21 protein-coding genes are annotated in these 18,904 nt (G+C 66.3%); 6 read left to right on the forward strand and 15 right to left on the reverse strand.

Going from position 1 to position 18,904, the window contains the following annotated elements:
* Positions 1-568 precede the first annotated feature (568 nt).
* The 5 genes from WFH25_RS16520 to WFH25_RS16540 form a co-directional block, all read right to left on the reverse strand.
* Entirely contained in the window at positions 569-1,060 is a 492-nt protein-coding gene (locus WFH25_RS16520; RefSeq protein ID WP_336698607.1) for a GNAT family N-acetyltransferase, read from the reverse strand.
* Positions 1,061-1,083: 23 nt separating this feature from the next.
* Positions 1,084-1,398 carry a hypothetical protein gene (locus WFH25_RS16525; RefSeq protein ID WP_336698609.1) on the reverse strand — a complete coding sequence of 105 codons (315 nt, stop codon included), beginning with the start codon at positions 1,396-1,398 and terminating at the stop codon, positions 1,084-1,086.
* 45 nt (positions 1,399-1,443) lie between these two features.
* Entirely contained in the window at positions 1,444-1,656 is a 213-nt protein-coding gene (locus WFH25_RS16530; protein ID WP_336698610.1) for a DUF2510 domain-containing protein, read from the reverse strand.
* A 75-nt stretch (positions 1,657-1,731) separates the two neighbouring features.
* Entirely contained in the window at positions 1,732-3,633 is a 1,902-nt protein-coding gene (locus WFH25_RS16535; RefSeq protein WP_336698611.1) for an ABC transporter ATP-binding protein, read from the reverse strand.
* Positions 3,634-3,766: 133 nt separating this feature from the next.
* Positions 3,767-4,711 (reverse strand): LysR family transcriptional regulator, encoded by a 945-nt coding sequence (locus WFH25_RS16540; protein ID WP_336698612.1) that lies wholly within the window; start codon positions 4,709-4,711, stop codon positions 3,767-3,769.
* A gap of 75 nt (positions 4,712-4,786) precedes the next feature.
* Here WFH25_RS16540 and WFH25_RS16545 point away from each other — a divergent pair, with 75 nt between their 5' ends.
* The gene (locus tag WFH25_RS16545; protein WP_336698613.1) at positions 4,787-5,746 is read left to right on the forward strand and encodes a putative oxygenase MesX; all 960 of its coding nucleotides are present in this window, start codon (positions 4,787-4,789) and stop codon (positions 5,744-5,746) included.
* Positions 5,747-5,766: 20 nt separating this feature from the next.
* The gene (locus tag WFH25_RS16550) at positions 5,767-6,816 is read left to right on the forward strand and encodes a methionine synthase (protein WP_336698614.1); all 1,050 of its coding nucleotides are present in this window, start codon (positions 5,767-5,769) and stop codon (positions 6,814-6,816) included.
* 65 nt (positions 6,817-6,881) lie between these two features.
* Here WFH25_RS16550 and WFH25_RS16555 read toward each other — a convergent pair whose 3' ends face one another.
* Positions 6,882-7,109 (reverse strand): PLDc N-terminal domain-containing protein, encoded by a 228-nt coding sequence (locus WFH25_RS16555; protein ID WP_336698615.1) that lies wholly within the window; start codon positions 7,107-7,109, stop codon positions 6,882-6,884.
* 32 nt (positions 7,110-7,141) lie between these two features.
* The gene (locus tag WFH25_RS16560; protein WP_336698616.1) at positions 7,142-7,831 is read right to left on the reverse strand and encodes a hypothetical protein; all 690 of its coding nucleotides are present in this window, start codon (positions 7,829-7,831) and stop codon (positions 7,142-7,144) included.
* Positions 7,832-8,187: 356 nt separating this feature from the next.
* Here WFH25_RS16560 and WFH25_RS16565 point away from each other — a divergent pair, with 356 nt between their 5' ends.
* Positions 8,188-8,613, forward strand: a complete 426-nt coding sequence (locus WFH25_RS16565) for a hypothetical protein (protein ID WP_336698617.1) — start codon at positions 8,188-8,190, stop codon at positions 8,611-8,613.
* Positions 8,614-8,815: 202 nt separating this feature from the next.
* Here WFH25_RS16565 and WFH25_RS16570 read toward each other — a convergent pair whose 3' ends face one another.
* From WFH25_RS16570 to WFH25_RS16585, 4 genes are all read right to left on the reverse strand, one after another.
* The gene (locus tag WFH25_RS16570; RefSeq protein ID WP_336698618.1) at positions 8,816-9,121 is read right to left on the reverse strand and encodes a hypothetical protein; all 306 of its coding nucleotides are present in this window, start codon (positions 9,119-9,121) and stop codon (positions 8,816-8,818) included.
* 429 nt (positions 9,122-9,550) lie between these two features.
* Positions 9,551-9,955 (reverse strand): hypothetical protein, encoded by a 405-nt coding sequence (locus WFH25_RS16575; RefSeq protein ID WP_336698619.1) that lies wholly within the window; start codon positions 9,953-9,955, stop codon positions 9,551-9,553.
* A 300-nt stretch (positions 9,956-10,255) separates the two neighbouring features.
* On the reverse strand, positions 10,256-11,290 hold the full coding sequence (locus WFH25_RS16580; RefSeq protein WP_336698620.1) for a DUF6414 family protein: 1,035 nt from the start codon (positions 11,288-11,290) through the stop codon (positions 10,256-10,258).
* Between the two features lie 148 nt (positions 11,291-11,438).
* Positions 11,439-11,831: a hypothetical protein gene (locus tag WFH25_RS16585; RefSeq protein ID WP_336698622.1), complete on the reverse strand. Its 393-nt coding sequence runs from the start codon at positions 11,829-11,831 to the stop codon at positions 11,439-11,441.
* 205 nt (positions 11,832-12,036) lie between these two features.
* Between WFH25_RS16585 and WFH25_RS16590 the strand changes: the two genes are divergently transcribed.
* Positions 12,037-12,789: a TIGR02391 family protein gene (locus tag WFH25_RS16590; protein WP_336698623.1), complete on the forward strand. Its 753-nt coding sequence runs from the start codon at positions 12,037-12,039 to the stop codon at positions 12,787-12,789.
* Between the two features lie 75 nt (positions 12,790-12,864).
* Positions 12,865-13,152, forward strand: coding sequence for a hypothetical protein (locus WFH25_RS16595; protein ID WP_336698624.1), 288 nt, complete (start codon positions 12,865-12,867; stop codon positions 13,150-13,152).
* A 200-nt stretch (positions 13,153-13,352) separates the two neighbouring features.
* Here the strand turns inward: WFH25_RS16595 and nrdF are convergent, their stop codons facing one another.
* The 4 genes from nrdF to nrdH form a co-directional block, all read right to left on the reverse strand.
* The gene (gene nrdF, locus WFH25_RS16600) at positions 13,353-14,327 is read right to left on the reverse strand and encodes a class 1b ribonucleoside-diphosphate reductase subunit beta (protein ID WP_071303048.1); all 975 of its coding nucleotides are present in this window, start codon (positions 14,325-14,327) and stop codon (positions 13,353-13,355) included.
* Positions 14,328-14,424: 97 nt separating this feature from the next.
* On the reverse strand, positions 14,425-16,530 hold the full coding sequence (nrdE, locus tag WFH25_RS16605; RefSeq protein ID WP_083295195.1) for a class 1b ribonucleoside-diphosphate reductase subunit alpha: 2,106 nt from the start codon (positions 16,528-16,530) through the stop codon (positions 14,425-14,427).
* Positions 16,531-16,547: 17 nt separating this feature from the next.
* The gene (gene nrdI / locus WFH25_RS16610) at positions 16,548-16,964 is read right to left on the reverse strand and encodes a class Ib ribonucleoside-diphosphate reductase assembly flavoprotein NrdI (protein ID WP_022906556.1); all 417 of its coding nucleotides are present in this window, start codon (positions 16,962-16,964) and stop codon (positions 16,548-16,550) included.
* Positions 16,965-17,072: 108 nt separating this feature from the next.
* Entirely contained in the window at positions 17,073-17,306 is a 234-nt protein-coding gene (nrdH, locus tag WFH25_RS16615; protein ID WP_022904483.1) for a glutaredoxin-like protein NrdH, read from the reverse strand.
* Between the two features lie 356 nt (positions 17,307-17,662).
* Between nrdH and WFH25_RS16620 the strand changes: the two genes are divergently transcribed.
* On the forward strand, positions 17,663-18,868 hold the full coding sequence (locus WFH25_RS16620) for an MFS transporter (protein WP_336698626.1): 1,206 nt from the start codon (positions 17,663-17,665) through the stop codon (positions 18,866-18,868).
* Positions 18,869-18,904 lie beyond the last annotated feature (36 nt).

The raw sequence follows: 18,904 nt of genomic DNA on the forward strand, positions 1-18,904 counted from the left end.
GGGGTAGCGCGCCCACCAGATGTCGATCCCGGTGCCCGTGAAGGCGTAGGTGCGCGAAGCGCCTGCCTGCATCGCGACCGATCGGTAGCCGAGGTCGGGTGCGGTGGCGTCGAACTGGCTCGACCCCGTGCTCGCGGTCGCCCAGTCACCCCACGTCGAGTCCGGGCCGTACACGGCGAACTGTGCCGGGAGGTACCCGGCGCCACCGGTGACACCGTCCGTCGGGTGCTCCGTGCGGAGCCCGTCGAGCGTGAGGTCCATCCACCGGGTGGAGCGGGCGGAGGCGCCCTGCCCCTCGGTGATCGAGTCCCCCAGGGCGACCCAGTTCGCGGGTTCGTCGGCCCGGTCGGCCACGGCCGCGTTCCAGGTGGCGAGGGGATCGGCGACCTTCGGGGCCGTCTGCGTGGAGCACCCCGACACGACGATCGCCAGGAGTGCGACGGCCACGCCGGCCACGACCCGGGCTCCCCCTCGACGCCGTCCACGAACAGTGCTCCGCAGTGGGCCGTTCACGTTGCCTCCCGTGCGTTGGGATGTGGACCGCGACCGAGCGCCGGGTCGGGCAATGCTACGCGCCCCGCTCGCGGACCCGGAACGAGGCGTCGCCACTGACGAGCTCGCGTGACCACGCGACCTCGCGTCCGAGCTGCCCGGTCGACGTGAAGAGGCGCACCTGTTGCGTTCCGGGCAGGACGGAGGCGAGCACGTCGCGGTCTGCGGGAGTGAAGCCGAGCTTCTGCCAGAAGGGCCCCGACCGCCGCGAGAACAACCACGCTCGATCCGCGCCCGCTCGAGCCGCTTCAGCCAGCGCGAAGCGCGCGAGCCGCGTACCGGCCCCGGACGCCCGCATCGAGCCGGACACCGCGACGCTCCGGATCAGGGCGTGCGCGCCGTTCGCGCTGTGCTCGAATCCGGTGCTGCCGGTGATCCCGCCCTCGGGTCCGCGTTCGAGCCAGATCCGCACGGCCGGCGAGTCGAGGCCGGCGATCGTCAGGTCGGCCTCGAGCAGGAACGTCCGCCACCCGTCCAGGTCGTCGCTCGTCGCTCGTGTGCAGTGCACGACTCGTCCTCGTCCGGCGACGACTACGGGAGCAGCTGCTGGAACACCGCGACGGCCCGACCGATCCCGACGATGATGCCGATGACGACGACGGCGATGCTGATCCACAGCGGCCACATGGGCCGTCCGGGTGCGACCTTGCGGACGACGACGTACCGGCCGATGACGTAGACGATCGGCGACAGGAACGCCCACGGCCACGAGAACGGCCGGATGACACCCCGCCGACCGAGGACCCGGTGGTCGAAGAACGCGAGCACGACGTTCGCGGCGTACAGGAGCACGGAGAACGCCTGCAGCAGGAAGTACCCGGCGGTGTAGATGGAGGTCGGGTCCACCGTCCGGACGCCTCCCGGACCGACGCCGTACCGGACCTGCGGCTCTTAGAGGAAGGTGACGGGGAGGGAGAGCAGCGGGAGCAGCGCGAGGACCCAGACGAACACGGTGTCCGTCGGCACGTGCTCGGGCAACCGCTGGCGGGGCAGCTGCGCGGGCGGCGGGCCGACCTGCACGGTCCACTGGGTGCCGTCCCACCACCGGGTGGCGTGTTGACCGGACGGGTCGGGGTACCAGCCTGGCGGCGTCGGTGACGACACGGTGCGCTCCTCGGGGGTCGGCGGGAGCATCGAACCCCCGCCCCGACCGTAGTGCAGCACGGCGGCCGAGTGCACCTACGCCCTCGCCGGACCCACCTCGTCCGGAGCGACGTCCTTCTGCACCGCGAACTGCGTCCGGTGCAGTTCCTCGTACCGGCCACCCGCCGCGAGCAGCTCCTCGTGCGTCCCGCGCTCCACGATCGAGCCGTCCTCGACGACGAGGATCTGGTCCGCGCTCCGGATGGTGGAGAGTCGGTGCGCGATCACCATCGCCGTGCGTCCCTCGAGCGCCTCGCTGAGCGCGGCCTGCACCGCAGCCTCCGAGGTGGAGTCGAGGGCCGCCGTGGCCTCGTCGAGGATGACCACCCGCGGCTGGGCGAGCAGGAGCCTCGCGATCGTCATCCGCTGTCGCTCCCCGCCGGACAGCCGGTAGCCGCGCTCCCCCACCATCGTGTCGAGCTGGTCCGGCAGGGACCGGATCAGCGTCTCGAGGCGCGCGCGGCGGACCGCGTCCCACACCTCGTCGTCGGAGGCGTCCGGCCGCGCGAGCCGCAGGTTCGAGCGGATGGTCTCGTGGAACAGGTGCCCGTCCTGGGTCACCATGCCCATCGTGTGCCGGAGGGACTCGAAGGTCACGTCGCGGACGTCCTCGCCGGCGAGCCGGACGGCGCCCTGGTCGACGTCGTAGAGCCGCGAGAGCAGCTGCGCGATCGTGGACTTGCCCGCGCCCGAGGTCCCGACGAGCGCGACGGTCTGTCCGGGCTCGATCCGGAACGAGATGCCGTGCAGCACCTCGTCCCCGCCACGGGTGTCGAGCGTGGAGACCTCCTCGAGCGAGGCCAGCGACACCCGGTCCGCCGAGGGGTAGGCGAACCGGACGTCGTCGAACTCCACCGCGACCGGACCGTCCGGCACGGCCACGGCGCCGGGCTTCTCCTGGATGAGCGGTTCGAGGTCGAGGACCTCGAACACCCGCTCGAAGCTGACGACCGCGCTCATGATCTCGACACGGGCGTTCGCGAGGCTGGTCAGCGGCACGTACAGCCGGGTGAGGAGGAGCGCGAGTGTGACCACGTCACCCGTGTTCAGTTGGCCGCCGAGCGCGAGGACCCCGCCGAGGCCGTACACGAGCGCGAGGGCGAGGGCCGCGACGAGCGTCAGGGCGGTGACGAAGACGAACTGCAACATCGCGGTGCGCACCCCGATGTCCCGGACGCGCGCCGCACGGACGCGGAACTCCTCGGACTCCTCCTCCGGCCGACCGAAGAGCTTGACGAGGGTGGCTCCGGGTGCGGAGAAGCGCTCGGTCATCTGGGTGCTCATCGCCGAGTTGTGGTCGGCGGCCTCGCGCCGCAGCGCCGCGAGTCGACCACCCATGCGGCGAGCCGGCACCAGGAAGAGCGGCAGCATGAGCACCGCGATCACCGTCACGAGCCACGACGTGCTGAGCATCACGGCGAGGGTGAGGACGAGCGCCACGAGGTTCGTGACCACGCCGGACAGCGTGCCGCTGAAGGCCTGCTGCGCCCCGATCACGTCGTTGTTGAGGCGGCTGACGAGCGCGCCCGTCCGGGTCCGGGTGAAGAAGGCGATCGGCATCTTCTGCACGTGGTCGAACACCGCCGTCCGCAGGTCGAGGATCACCCCTTCACCGATGCGGGCGGAGTACCACCGGGTCGCGAGCGACGAGGCAGCGTCGGCCACGGCGGCGACGGCGATGACCACCGCGAGCCAGACGATCGTGCCGACCGCTCCACGAGCGGCGATGACGTCGACCACCTGGCCGGCGAGCACCGGAGTCGCGACCGCGAGGAACGCGCCGACGATCGAGAGCGCGATGAAGACCACGAGCTTGGCGCGGTACGGCGTCGCGAACGTCATGATGCGCCGGAGCGAGTCGCGGGAGAACCCGTTCCTGCCGTCCTTGGCGGTGGAGATCTTGTAGAGCGAGCTCCAGGCCGCGCCTTCCATGCTCATGGCAGTTCCCTCCGCGCCGCGGAGTCGACGCGGGCCGGCAGTCAGGATACGGCGGTCCGTCGCGCCCCGCGCCGGTGGCGGGAGCCTGGAGGCGCGACCCGCCTGACGGAGGCGGGTCGCGCCTCCAGGCTGGTCACCGCGCGAGCGGCTCGACGCCGTAACTCGTGACCACCGCTCGCAACTCGTCCAGGTACGTCTGCGCCTGCACGGTGAGGGGAACCGAGGCGTGGGCGATCCACCCGATCTCGATGCGTTCGTCGACGTCGAGCGGGATCGCGACGATCTCGGGGTCGAGGTCGTCGCTGATGAGACCCGTCGAGATCGTGTACCCGCCGAGGCCGATCATGAGGTTGAAGATCGTCGCCCGGTCCGAGACCCGGATCTCCCGCTTGCTCGACATCGTCGACAGGATCTCCTCGGCCAGGTAGAAGGAGTTGTTCGCGCCCTGGTCGAACGTGAGTCGGGGCAGGTCGGCGAGGTCCTCGAGGGTCGCGCGCTCCCGGGACGCGATCGGGTTCCGCCGGGAGACGAAGATGTGCGGCTGGGCGACGAACAGCGGGGTGAACACGACACCGGCGTCCCGCAGCAGCTTCCCGAGGACCTGCTTGTTGAAGTCGTTGCGGTAGAGGATGCCGACCTCGCTCCGCAGGGTGCGGACGTCCTCGATGATGTCCCAGGTGCGCGTCTCGCGGAGCGAGAACTCGTACTCGTCCGCGGCCGCCGCTTCGACCATCCGGACGAAGGCCTCGACGGCGAACGAGTAGTGCTGCGCCGACACCCCGAGCAACCGACGCGATGCCTGCCTGCCGACGTACCGCTGCTCGAGCAAGGAGACCTGCTCGACGACCTGCCGGGCGTACCCGAGGAACTCGACGCCGTCGACGGTGAGCACGACACCCCGGGCCGAACGGGTGAAGAGTGGGCGACCGATCCGTGTCTCGAGGTCCTTCATCGCCGCGGACATGGTCGGCTGCGACACGTACAGCAGATCGGCCGCAGCGCTCATCGAGCCCTCGGTCGCGACCTCGATGAAGTACCGGAGCTGCTGCAGGGTGATGTCGTTCGAGACCCGGGCCATAGGCCGAGGCTATACCGCCGCATAGTGTCTCGGTATTACCTGATGGCCTCGGGATCCCGCCATGATCGATGCATCATGGCGAGCGAGATCACCTTCAGCATCACCCGGACCCGGTTCGACGAGGACTACTCCCCGTCGGACAGCTCCCGGCTGACCACGAACTTCGCCAACCTGGCGCGCGGCGAGCGCCGGCAGGAGAACCTCCGTGCTGCGCTGGCGATGATCGACGAGCGCGCGAACGAGCTCTCGGCTGCCGGTGATCGCTACCGCCTGCAGCTCGACATCGTCTCGGCCGCACTGCAGTTCTCCGACGGTGGATCGGACGCCGAGTTCCCGCTGCTCGAGATGCTCGACGTCACGATCGTCGACCAGCACACCGGCGAGCGCCACCACGGCATCCTCGGCAACAACTTCTCGTCGTACCTGCGCGACTACGACTTCTCGGTGCTGCTGCCGTCGTCCGAGGGCCTGCCGTCCGACTTCGGTGTGCTGCACGGGGCGCTCTTCCAGCGCTTCCTTGAGTCCCCCGCGTTCCGCTCGGAGTTCGGCGCCGAGCCCGTCGTCTGCATCAGCGTCTCGACGAGCCAGACCTACCGCCGGACCGGGTACGTCCACCCCGTCCTCGGTGCCGAGTACGAGCACGAGCACTCCTCGCTCACCGACGACTACTTCGGCCGGATGGGCATGCGGGTCCGGTACTTCCAGCCCGCCGGAGCGTCGGCCCCGCTCGCGTTCTACACGCGCGGCGATGTCACCACGGACTACACGGACCTCCAGCTCATCGGCACGATCGCCACCATGGAGACGTTCCAAAAGATCTACCGCCCGGAGATCTACGCCGCGAACACCCCCGCCGGCAGCACCTACCGCCCCACCCTCGACCACACCGACTTCACGCCCACGCCGGTCACCTACGACCGCGAGGAGCGCAGCCGCCTCGGGATCACCCAGGGCCGGTGGACCGAGGAGCACCTCGTGACGCCGCACCACGCGCTCCTCTCGCAGTTCGCTGCCGAGCCCGTCCCCGCCCGCTGACCGTCTGGACCGTCACCTCCATGAGTTCACTCCTCCCCACCGCGATCGTCGGCAGCCTGCCGAAGCCGTCCTGGCTCGCCGAGCCCGAGCGCCTCTGGTCCCCCTGGCAGCTCGACGGCGCCACCCTGACCGAGGGCAAGCAGGACGCACTCCGGTCCGCCGTGCACGAGCAGGAGCACCGCGGGATCGACATCGTCAGCGACGGTGAGCAGACCCGCCAGCACTTCGTCACGACGTTCATCGAGCACCTCGACGGCATCGACCAGGAGCGCAAGGAGACCGTCCGGATCCGCGACCGCTACGACGCTGCTGTCCCCACGGTCGTCGGCGCCGTGAGCCGTCCCGCGCCAGTGTTCGTCGACGACGCCAAGTTCCTCCGCGCGCAGACCGACCGGCCGATCAAGTGGGCGCTGCCCGGGCCGATGACCATGATCGACACGCTCTCCGACCAGCACTACAAGTCTCGCGAGAAGCTGGCGTGGGAGTTCGCCACGATCCTCAACCAAGAGGCCCGCGAACTGCAGGACGCCGGCGTCGACATCATCCAGTTCGACGAGCCTGCCTTCACCGTCTTCCATGACGAGGTGCAGGACTGGGGCGTGGCCGCACTCGAACGCGCTACCGAGGGCCTGCGCGCCGAGACTGCCGTGCACATCTGTTACGGCTACGGCATCGAGGCGAACAACAAGTGGAAGGAGACCCTCGGGGCAGAGTGGCGGCAGTACGAGCAGTCGTTCCCGCTGCTGCAGCAGTCGTCGATCGACATCGTCTCGCTGGAGTGCATCCACTCCCACGTGCCGCTCGACCTCGTGGAGCTCATCCGGGGGAAGAAGGTCATGCTCGGGGCGATCGACGTCGCGACCGAGGTCGTCGAGACCCCGGACGAGGTCGCGGAGGTGCTGCGGCGGGCGCTGGAGTTCGTGGATGCGGACAAGCTCATCCCCAGCTCGAACTGTGGGATGGCGCCGCTGGCGCGGGGTGCGGCGCTCGGGAAGCTCAGTGCGCTGTCCGCTGGTGCGGACATCGTGCGGGCGGAGCTCGTCGGCGCCACGGTCCCGTCAGGACGCTAGACGCTTCTCGATTTGGTCTGGATGCGCGACAACCGTCCGCTGAACAGGTCCCGCTGGTCTTGGGGTCACCCTTGACCGCGCGCGACCGACCGTTCACGTCGCCGAGCGACGAACCACGTTGCCGGCCCGACGATCGGGACGAAGAGGATGACGAGGGCCCAGGCGAGCAAACGCCAGCCCGATGCCGTCGTGGCGAGCAACAGGGAGATGAAGGCCGCGAGAGCCAGGAGCAGTGCGACGACCGACAGGGCCATCAGCGCGCCGTCGAACACTGTCGGGACGAATGGGTTCATGGTTTCCTCCTCGGTCCGTCGTGCAGCCTCGTTCACTCCCAGCGGTTGGCGGTGATCGCGCCGTTGCCCTTCGCGCTGAGGCGCTGAACCGCTGAGTAGGTGCTCCAGGCGATCGTTCCCCACGGAGTCAGCACCCCGCGCTTCACAGTGACCTTGCACTTCGCCGTGGCCTGCCCGCCACTGACGTACCCGCTGCTCTTGGAGGTTCTCACCTCCGTGAAGGGCTGGACGTTCTTGACGACGGTGCACGAGTAGCCGAGCATCTTCTTCGCTGTCGTGCCGCTGTACTCGTACGACATCGAGACCTTGGTCTCGGTGAGCCGGATACCAGCGAAGGCGAACCACTGCGTCCCCCAGGACGACCGCGACGCCCTGGCCTCGATCGAGCCCTCATCAGGCACGGCCTCCGACGGTTCTTGCGCAGCGCCCCACTCGAAGTCTCCGCTCGTGCGAACGGTCGTCGGGCCGAGGACGCTCTCGGCCGACTTGGCCGTTGCCGCCGACGCTGCAGCTGGATCCAGGAAGTACGAGGCGAGTTCGTGGCGCTGATCAGCGCTGAGGCGGTCGAAGGCCGCAACGTCGGAGAAGGACCCGGAAGCAGCCAGCTCAGCGCGGATGGCCGACAACACTGCCGACGGCGTACGCGGAGGGACCTCATCGCTCGCGGCGGGCGCCAGTACCACGGCATTGGCCGGGGCTGCTCCGATGACAGATGCTGCCACGACAGCGCACGCTGCGCCGATCGAGGCGATCCGCCCATTGGTCGAATGCTTCATCAACGTTCCCCTCGTCCTCCGGCGCCAGCGCCGGCCTCGTCGCCGGCCGCATTGCCGACAGCACCATTCAAGTACTTGATACATCAGATACGCAAGTCCGGAAAGAGCACAAAGGTGCCACGCCGCGAGGCTTCGGCAACGGGCGGGGCCGCAGCTCACATGTCGGTGATGAGGCGGAGCGTGGAGCGGTCGAGAGCGTCTTCGCCTGCGGTGGACCTGGTGCGGGATCGACCGGGCATTGCCCGGAGGCTGGATCGCACCGTCGGGGGCGAAGCGTCAGACGCACGGCGTTGACTGTGGCCATGATCCCCAAGAGCCTCATCCATCAGGTCGAGAGCGCGACGATCCGTGATCGCGACGGCGCGACGGTCGGCAAGGTGACGCAAGTGTTCCCCTCCGACGAGGACGGCAGTGCTGCCTACGTCAGCGTCGCGACGGGACTGCTGGGGAGGCATCAAGTGCTCGTCCCGGTCGAAGACGCCACCTTCGACGGCACGGATCTGCACGTCGGGTACGCGAAGAGCTCGATCCAGGGCGCGCCGGCCCTCGGCGCCGATCACACCCTGTCGCTCGCTGAGGCGAATGCTGTCCGCAAACACTTCGGGCTGTCCGCAGCTGGCGCGGCGACCGGGGACATGGGCGACCCGAACGAGAACCTCGACCAGGCCGGGACAGGGGCTGCGGGTGCGGACGACACCGAGGGTGCGGGGACCACGCCGCCGGCGTAACGGTGCCAGAGCGAGGTTTTCCACTGATACTGCCTTTCCCCCCTGCGAGCGGGCATGCCCTAGGGATTCTTGAGGCCAGCGTGTGTCGGCGTCTCAACAGATCGGGTCTTGCGACCGTTGCCTCTCCTCCGCGCAGTTCATTGCGGCTTGGCTTCGAGGCGGATGAGGTACTTCCAGCTTCGGGCGCCAGCGGATCTCGAGGTCAGTTCCCCGTGTCGCTCTCGGCGATGGTCGCTGCCCATGTCTGACCGTCTCGGCCGTTGATGGTCACCGCGTAGGACGCGCCGACGCCCACCTCGAACTGGTTCAACGACCCCGGTCCTGTCTGGTCACAGTTGAGCTGGTACGTCCCCAGGGGCTTGACGACGAGATCGATGTTGCCCGGTCCTGAGCAGGTGACGTAGACGAAGGCGATGCGCTTCTTCGCCGTGAAGTCTCCTAGCAAGGACGATCCCTGCTGATCGTCGACGGTGTTGATGACCGTCACTCCATCGTCGGCCGGCTCCATGTGGACTACCGGCGCTGTTGAAGCGGACACGGCCGCCGACGGAGTCGACGCCGGGTTGCTCGTGTTCGAGGGGGACGGGTCATGGTGAGTATCGGTGCAGCCCCCCAGGGCGAGAGCGGCGGCGAATACTCCCACCCCTACCGCGAGACGCCGCTGACGCGTGATCAAATCCGTGACCTTTCAACCCGTCGTGCGCGGTGCCGTCAGCGTTCCCTAGCCGACCACGGAACGGTGGCAGCTACCGCTTTGACTAGTGCTGAGCAAAGTCGACTTACCGGCTCCTGATATGTCGGTGGTCAGGAGCCTACCCTGATCGGCACAATAGCTAGCCAATCCCTTCTCGCCGCCCGACGCCATCGCTCTAGCCAATCTGGCTGTGAGACGTTGGACAGCCATAGATGCACGCCTTCGGTATCCGGACCGGACAGCTCAGTTTGGCTGCGCTGCAAAATGGACGACGGTCACAGCGAGGGAAAACAGGGCGACGATGCTAAGAACTGCTGCTGCTCCAGACATCCACGCGCGACGGCGGGTCCGCCGGCGGCGGTGAGCGACGGACGCCCAAAGCACTGTGCTGAAGGCGGCCGCGATCGGGAAGCCGAAGTAGGCGACCGATCCGGCGGTGTAGTTGCATCCCCCGTCACCGCACGCGTCGAAGGCGAACATCGAGAGCAGGACTCCGAACCAACCAACAACGAGCATCGGCAGGCTCAGACCGAACAACGTCAGCGTGACCGCTAGATCCTTCCAGCCTGCGGGAGACTGAATCGAGTGCGTGTGGCGGTCACGGGGCCCGAGCCGGAAGAGTTCGTCATCGTTGTCTTCCTGCCTCATGGCTCTAGTGTGCCGTGGAGCAGCGCCACGCTGCCTGCCACTCCCGATCACAGGGCCAGGCAGCCCCGACATGGTCGGCCCGGCGCGCATGTTGCCTGTCAAGCCCAGGCAGTGTCTTGCTGGGTCCCCCGCACGGACCATCGCCGCCGACCCACGTGCCCGTCTTCGCCGAGAACCGGGAGGATGCGGATCTTGTTCGCGACGCTCGCTTCAACCCGTCTCCGTAGCCCATCGGCTTCCGGTCACGTTACTACCATGTCGGCGCAGCTCGTGGTCCATGGGCAGACCCTCGCTTTACGGTCACGAGAAGATCGCGAGGGGGATGACGCGCAGTGATGCTCCTCGCACGCGGGAATCAAGCTTGAGGTCCACATAGTCAGAGGGGGAAGTGCCGCCGACTTCAGGTGCGGTCCCGAGTAGCTCCTGGAGGCGCTCGATGCCGGCGTCGAGGGCGCTTGGTGCAAGGTTCCGCAGCAGCTTGTTCCGGCCGAAGGTCGGCACGTCGGTCGCGACCGGGGCGATGACCTTCCCGAGGACGGTGAACGTCCCGTCGAGGAGCCGGTCCGGATCCTCGATGATGAAGTGCGTTCGCTCACAGACCGTGATCGCGGTCAACGCAGGGTCACTCGCGACGCGCCCGTAGTACTCGATCGTCGTCGCCTGACGCGTATCGGCCTTGACCGCTTCCGTGATGGCTCTCGCGAGCTCGCCTTTCGCGGTCGACTCGATCTCCATCTTCTCGGCGTGCTGGACACGAGCTTCGTGTCCTCCATCTTCTGGGAACGACGAAAGGTAATCGCGTCGCACCAGATAGCGGGCGACAGCATCGACGAGTTCGGGCGAGATGACGTCCAGCGCAAGGGTCAGCTCAACAGGATCAAACGACGTCGTGTACTCGACGAAAGCGCCGGGATGCAGCGCAGACGCTCCGTCCGCCGTCGCGAGCTTCGCAAGGAGGCCCTTCTCGGCGAGATGCTCCCGGACGAGATGGAGGTAGTACGCCTGGGAGTACACGAACTGCTGCCGAGATGCCGTCCCGGTGTTTTGGGTCCAGCTGGTCTTCAACCCGGCCTGACCGTGCAGACCGAGCTCGGCGCCTCCGACGAACGGGATACGTGCCTTCCCCGCTGCATCTCCGCTTGCCGACGCATCGGAGCCGATGTCGGATCCGGTGTCGGCTGAGGTATCGCGGGTCTCGTCAGTGATAAGTGGCTGACGGAATATCTGCTGGAGGATGCCCGCGATCTGGTCCGAGTTCTGATAGATCGTGGCGATCGGCGTAGTGGCTGGGCTGTGGTCCGAGGAGGTTTCGTCGACAGCGTTGTCGGGAGTCATAGATCGATGATGCTCGCGCGCAGTGGGAACCTACCCGACGAACGTAGGACTCGCTCGGCCTCCTGGGCCACAACTTTGGCACCGGTCCCCTCAGCGGACGATCCCGGCGGTTGGTTGTCTCGTTGGGCTGATCGACCGCCGGTGTCGGCTAGGAGAGGTGGCGCTTGAGAATGGCCCGGATCTCAGACGCGAGTGCTCTGACCTCGTCACGCTTGAATCCAGCAACCGTGCCCGACACGTGCCGCGACCGGACGTCAACGACGATGTTGACGTACACATCGAAGGCGCCATCGCGCGGCCCATACGCCGCACTGATGCTGCCCGTTTCCGGCTCGCGACCGTCCTCGTCGAAGTCCTTCCAAGCTTCGCGAATGTGTTCCGTCGACGACGCGTCCTCCCCTGCAACGAGCCCGGAGAAGTAGCTGCGAGCCTCGGGGAGCTTGGCGTTCAGGAGGTCGCCAATCTCCTCGGTGGCGGCCCGAAGGGCCTTGACGTCACCACTACCGGTGTGGGCGATGTGTTCAGTTCGCGTGAGTGCCATCCAAACATCCTCGCAGGAACGACCGACACGACCGCAAGCATGGTGTCGGTAACCGATCGTCTACTGGACGGCGTCAACGCCCTGCCGTTTCGTCTCAGCTTGATGGATACCCCGATCGACGCTGCGAGTTCGGGATAGACCACTCACCACCCCGAGTGGCAAGAGTTACCGAGCACCCCACCCTTGCAGTCCGTAACCTGTACCAGTGCCTGTTGATTTCGATCCCGAGTGGGCTCGCTCTCGTTTGGAATGGTGGATCACGAACGCCCGGCAGGCGCTCGACGCCGGCCGAAGCGGGCTAGCTAAGTACTCGTTTACGTCCGAGAGCGCCCAAACTGCGAAGCTCCGCGAGCAGGAGGACCAGACGCGAGCGATCACAACCGCGGTCCTCGGCACACCTGCTCCGCGCCTCGTGACACCCGTTCCGTCGGGACACAATTTTGTGGAGCTTCAAGCGGGAATAGGCCATGTTCAGTACGCCCTAGGTCGGCTGATCACCCAGGAGGAGACCCGTGCTCACATCAGGGGTTCAGCCGCACCAGCCATGTCCGCGGATGCCCTTCATCCGATTGTCTGGGGAGCCGCGCAAAATCTTTGGAACGACGGACATCACTCGGCGGCCGTGCAACGCGCAGCAACATTCCTCAACGCCCATGTCCAGGATCTGGTCTCCCGCACCGACATTTCTGATCGCGATCTGATGGGTCAAGCCTTTTCCCTGGGACCGCCCGAGCCAGGGCGACCGCGTCTCAGGTGGCCCGGTGCCGACACTGACCTCACAGTGAAAGCGATGCGGGGTGGAATCCTCAGTTTCAGCCAAGGCGTCTTCGGCGCAATCAGAAATCCCGCAACTCACAGCACAGAGGAGATCCCAAAGCAAGTCGGCCTTGAGCAACTCGCCACTCTGAGCACGTTGGCCCGTTGGATCGACACCTGCGAGGTAGTGAGAGCCGGCTAGACCTGATCGCGAAGGCACGCAGCGATCCTGCGCCTCGGTAGACGATCCGTGTCCGGTCGCGGCTACGTTGTCGGCATGGACCATTCGGAGCGCCGTCGCATCAACATGTTCTGCGACTACGAAGCCCAGTGGCCGCTCTGGGACGGCGGCATGCTCACCCCGTCATCGCTCGGGCTGTCGCCCGGGCTCACCTCGAAGCTCCGCGCTTGGACCGACTACTACCTCGACCACGCGCGAATGAATCAGCCGTGGCTCGTCTCGAAGGAACGTGATGCGGAGTGGTACGCCGAGGGACAACGCTTGAGCGAACACCTCGCTAGGGAGCTCGGCGGCAAGGTCGAGATCCACTACACAGGCACATGACTCTTGGCGTCCGTTAGCCGGTCCTCCATCGGACACCGCCTCCCACGGCACGCGCGCCACGGCCTTCACGTCTCACATAGCTCGTCCGGAACGAATCTCGATGAGCGCCCCCTATTCGGCCGCATCAGCGACTCCGCCCGTGAACGAAGAACGCCCCGTCAGCCGAAGCCAACGGGGCGCCCCCACGAATCAGACCAGACTCAGAAGTCCCAGTCCTCGTCCTCAGTGTTCACAGCCTTGCCGATCACGTACGACGACCCCGACCCCGAGAAGAAGTCGTGGTTCTCGTCAGCGTTCGGCGACAAAGCCGAGAGGATGGCCGGGTTCACGTCCGTGATGTTCTTCGGGAACATCGGCTCGTAGCCCAGGTTCATCAGCGCCTTGTTGGCGTTGTAGTGCAGGAACTTCTTGACGTCCTCGGTCAGCCCGACCTCGTCGTAGAGGTCCTGCGTGTACTGCACCTCGTTCTCGTACAGCTCGAACAGGAGCGAGAACGTGTAGTCCTTCAACTCGTCACGCTCGGCCTGCGTGAGCTGCTCGAGCCCCTTCTGGTACTTGTACCCGATGTAGTACCCGTGAACGGCTTCGTCACGGATGATCAGGCGGATGAGGTCGGCGGTGTTCGTCAGTTTCGCCCGCGACGACCAGTGCATCGGCAGGTAGAACCCGGAGTAGAACAGGAACGACTCGAGCAGCGTCGAAGCGACCTTGCGCTTCAGCGGCTGGTCGCCCTGGTAGTAGTCCATGACGATCTGGGCCTTCTTCTGCAGGTTCGGGTTCTCCTCGGACCAGCGGAAGGCTTCGTCGATCTCGGGCGTCGACGCGAGGGTCGAGAAGATCGACGAGTAGCTCTTGGCGTGCACAGACTCCATGAATGCGATGTTCGTGTAGACGGCTTCTTCGTGCGGGGTGATCGCGTCGGGGATGAGCGACACGGCGCCGACGGTGCCCTGGATGGTGTCCAGGAGCGTCAGGCCGGTGAAGACGCGCATGGTCAGCTTCTGCTCGGCCGGCGTCAGCGTGTTCCACGACTGCACGTCGTTCGACAGCGGCACCTTCTCGGGCAGCCAGAAGTTGTTGACGAGGCGGTTCCAGACCTCGACGTCCTTGTCGTCCTGGATGCGGTTCCAGTTGATGGCCTGGACCCGATCAATGAGCTTCAGCTTCTCGACCAACGCACGTTTCCTTCAAGAGATGGTGACTAAGTGACGGACTGGAGGCGCGGTGCGGGGCCGCCCCGCGCCTCCAGTCCAAAGATGATCGCGCGAGCGATCAGAGCATGCAGGACACGCAGCCCTCGACCTCGGTGCCCTCGAGCGCGAGCTGGCGGAGACGGATGTAGTAGATCGTCTTGATGCCCTTGCGCCATGCGTAGATCTGCGCCTTGTTGATGTCACGCGTGGTGGCGGTGTCCTTGAAGAACAGCGTCAGGGACAGGCCCTGGTCCACGTGCTGCGTCGCCGCGGCGTACGTGTCGATGATCTTCTCGGCACCGATCTCGTATGCGTCCTGGTAGTAGTCCAGGTTGTCGTTCGTCATGAACGGCGCCGGGTAGTAGACGCGACCGAGCTTGCCTTCCTTGCGGATCTCGATCTTCGACGCGATCGGGTGGATCGACGACGTCGAGTGGTTGATGTACGAGATCGAACCGGTCGGCGGGACGGCCTGCAGGTTCTGGTTGTAGATGCCGTGCTCTTGGATGGACGCCTTCAGCGCCTTCCAGTCGTCCTGCGTCGGGATCGTGATGTTCGCGTTGTCGAAGAGCGAGGCAACGCGAGCCGTGGCGGGGGTCCACGCCTGGTCGGTGTACTTGTCGAAGAACTCGCCCGACGCGTACTTCGAGTCGCGGAACCCGTCGAAGGTCTCGCCGGTCTCGATCGCGATCTTGTTCGACGCACGAAGGGCGTGGAACAGCACCGTGTAGAAGTAGATGTTCGTGAAGTCGATGCCCTCTTCGGAGCCGTAGTACACGCGCTCACGAGCGAGGTAGCCGTGCAGGTTCATCTGGCCGAGGCCGATGGCGTGCGACTTGTCGTTGCCGTCCTCGACGGAGCGGACCGACGTGATGTGCGACATCTGCGACACCGAGGTGAGGCCGCGGATGGCGGTCTCGATGGTGCGACCGAAGTCCGGCGAGTCCATCGTCAGCGCGATGTTCAGCGAGCCGAGGTTGCAGGAGATGTCCTTGCCGATCTCGTTGTACGAGAGGTCCTCGTTGAACGTCGTCGGGGTGTTGACCTGCAGGATCTCCGAGCACAGGTTGGACATGTTGATCCGACCCTTGATCGGGTTGGCCTTGTTCACCGTGTCCTCGAACACGATGTACGGGTAGCCCGACTCGAACTGGATCTCGGCGATCGTGGTGAAGAAGTCACGCGCCTTGATCTTCGTCTTCTTGATGCGCGAGTCGTCGACCATCTCGCGGTACTTCTCGGAGATCGGGACGTCGCCGAACGGGATGCCGTAGACCTTCTCGACGTCGTACGGCGAGAAGAGGTACATGTCCTCGTTGTTCTTCGCGAGCTCGAACGTGATGTCCGGCACGACGACGCCGAGGGACAGCGTCTTGATGCGGATCTTCTCGTCGGCGTTCTCACGCTTGGTGTCGAGGAACCGCATGATGTCCGGGTGGTGGGCGCTGAGGTAGACCGCGCCGGCACCCTGACGCGCACCGAGCTGGTTCGCGTAGGAGAAGGAGTCTTCCAGCAGCTTCATCACGGGGATGATGCCCGAGGACTGGTTCTCGATCTGCTTGATCGGGGCGCCGGCCTCGCGGATGTTGGAGAGGAGCAGGGCCACGCCGCCGCCGCGCTTCGAGAGCTGCAGCGAGGAGTTGATGCCGCGCGAGATCGACTCCATGTTGTCCTCGATGCGGAGGAGGAAGCAGGAGACGAGCTCGCCGCGCTGGGCCTTCGCGGTGTTGAGGAACGTCGGGGTCGCGGGCTGGAAGCGGCCGGCGATGATCTCCTCGACGAGGTCGATCGCGAGCTGCTCGTTGCCCTGTGCGAGGCCGAGGGCGGTCATCACGACGCGGTCCTCGAAGCGCTCGAGGTAGCGCTTGCCGTCGAACGTCTTGAGCGTGTAGCTCGTGTAGTACTTGAACGCACCGAGGAACGTCTGGAACCGGAACTTCTTCGAGTACGCCAGGTCGTTGAGCTTCTGGATGAAGTCCAGCGAGTACATGTCGATCGTCTCGCGCTCGTAGTACTCGTTCTCGACCAGGTAGTCGAGCCGCTCCTTCAGGTTGTGGAAGAAGACGGTGTTCTGGTTGACGTGCTGCAGGAAGAACTGCTTCGCGGCTTCACGGTCCTTGTCGAACTGGATGTTCCCGTCCGCGTCGTAGAGGTTGAGCATCGCGTTGAGGGAGTGGTAGTCCATCCCCGTCTGCGGCGACGTCAGATCGACGTCTGCAACTGCTGCGTCCAAAATGCATCCAATCCTGTGTTGACCGCTGACACGTCGTCAGGAGTCCCGAAGAGTTCGAATCTGTAGAGGACGGGGACGTTGCACTTGCGTGCGATGACGTCCCCCGCAAGGCCGTAGGCCTCGCCGAAGTTCGTGTTGCCCCCGACGATCACACCGCGGATGAGCGAGCGGTTGCGTTCGTCGTTGAGGAACTTGATGACCTGCTTGGGGACCGCTCCCTGCCCGTTGCCGCCACCGTAGGTGGGCAGCACCAACACGTACGGCTCGTCCACGTGGAGGAACGGGTCGTTCGGGTAGAGCGGGATCCGGTCCGCGTCACGGCCGAGCTTCTCGACGAAGCGTGCGGTGTACCCGGACACGCTCGAGAAGTAGACCAGTCGGCTCATGGTGCCCCTCCGATGAGAAGGTGCGGACAGACGGACCGTGGATGTCCTGCGGTGGTGATCCGAGCCTCCTGAACGAGCTCGGGTCACCACCCGCGGACGTGGGTCGAACTACGCGAGTTCGGCGCTGAGCGTCGCGATCTTGTCGGGACGGAAGCCCGACCAGTGGTCGTCGTCCGTGACGACGACGGGCGCCTGCAGGTAGCCGAGGCTCTTCACGTGCTCGAGCGCGGCTTCGTCGGTGGAGACGTCGTGCACTTCGTACTGGATGCCCTTGTTGTCGAGCGCCCGGTACGTCGCGGTGCACTGGACGCAGGACGGCTTGGTGTAGACGGTGACGGCCATGATCTCCCCTGGTTCTGCTGTTGCTGTGGTGGTTGTCTTGATGCCTGTGTGCAGCAGGTTCCGGGAGGGGCCGCTGCGATGCCTCCACACTACATCTAGTGGCTGGCGGAGTCACCGACCACAAGAGGAAGTGTTACAGCCGTGTAGTTCTCCACAAGCTCCTCCACAGTGTGAACACCTCGGAGAGGCCCGTGATTCCGCCATTCTCCAGCGGACCACCGACACTTCCCCACACCCGTGGACAGCGTCGATCCACATGTGTGGAATCAGCGTGTCGGCGTGTCGCGGGCAGCTCGCCGTCCACACCTCCCCCGGACGGGTGACAGGGCCGTCCGTCCGGTCCGTACACTCGTCTCGTGAGCACGTACGGCCCCCTCCTCAAGACTCCCGGCGTGGGTCGCGTCATCGCCGCGCAGCTCACCGCACGGTTCCCCTTCGGCATGCTGTCGCTGGCCTACCTGCTGCACGTCGAGCACGTCTTCGACTCGTACGGCGCCGCCGGTCTCGTACTCGCGACGACGAGCATCGGGCAGGCGATCGCGGGTCCGCTCACCAGCCGCTGGATGGGCAGCTGGGGCATGCGGCCGGTGCTCGTCCTGACGAGCCTCGTCGCGCTCGTGAGCATGGCCGTCATCGCGTTCTTCGTCATGCCGCTGTGGGCCTACGTGGTCGTCGGGTTCCTGGGCGGCCTCGCCGTCCCGCCCGTGCAGCCGGCGGTGCGCACCATCTACCCCAAGATGGTGACCTCGTCGCAGCTCACGCCCCTCTTCTCCCTCGACGCGAGCGCGCAGGAGCTCATCTGGGTCGCCGGCCCGGTCATCACGACGTTCGTCGCGACGCAGATCGGCACCGTCCAGGCGATCGTCGTCGCGATGGTGTTCCTGGTCGTCGGCGGCACGTGGTTCATCGCCTCCCCCGAGCTCGGCCGGGTCCGCATCCCGCGGTCGAAGCGCGCGTTCGGCGTCGTCCTGAAGCGGCCGTCGGTCGTCGTCGCCACCCTCACCGGCCTCCTCCTCATCGGGGCCTGCGCCGCGGTCGAGGCGAGCGTCACCAGCGTCTTCGGCGAGGGCAGCCCGAACGCCGGCATCGTCCTCGCCGTCTTCGCGGTCGGGTCGCTCATCGGCGGCCTCACACTGGGCCACCTGCCGATCTCGCGCAACACCCTGTGGACGCGGATGTCGATCGTGTTCGTCGGACTCGCCCTGGCCGTGGGCGGCACGAACTTCTGGTGGCTCTGCCTCGCCCTGGTCATCGCCGGCGCGGGCATCGCTCCGGCCCTCGCGGTCATGTTCGGCTCGGTCTCGGCGACGGTGAAGTTCTCCGACACGGCCGAGGCGTACGGCTGGATGGGCACCGGCCAGCTCATCGGTGCAGCGGGCGGTTCCGCGGTCGCCGGCTTCCTCATCGACAGCCAGGGGGCGACCGGCGGGATGATGGTCGGCGCCGTGATGGCCGCGGTGGGCGTCGTCCTGCCGCTCGTCACGAGGCGCTGGCTGCCCGACCTGCGTGGTCGCGACGCGAGCCCCATCCCCGACACGGAGCCGGTGAACATCCCCACCTAGGCCGCGGAACACGCGTGTTTCGACGTCCCACGCGTC

The organism is Curtobacterium sp. USHLN213 (genome assembly GCF_037144815.1).
In the GTDB taxonomy this organism is placed as follows: domain Bacteria; phylum Actinomycetota; class Actinomycetes; order Actinomycetales; family Microbacteriaceae; genus Curtobacterium.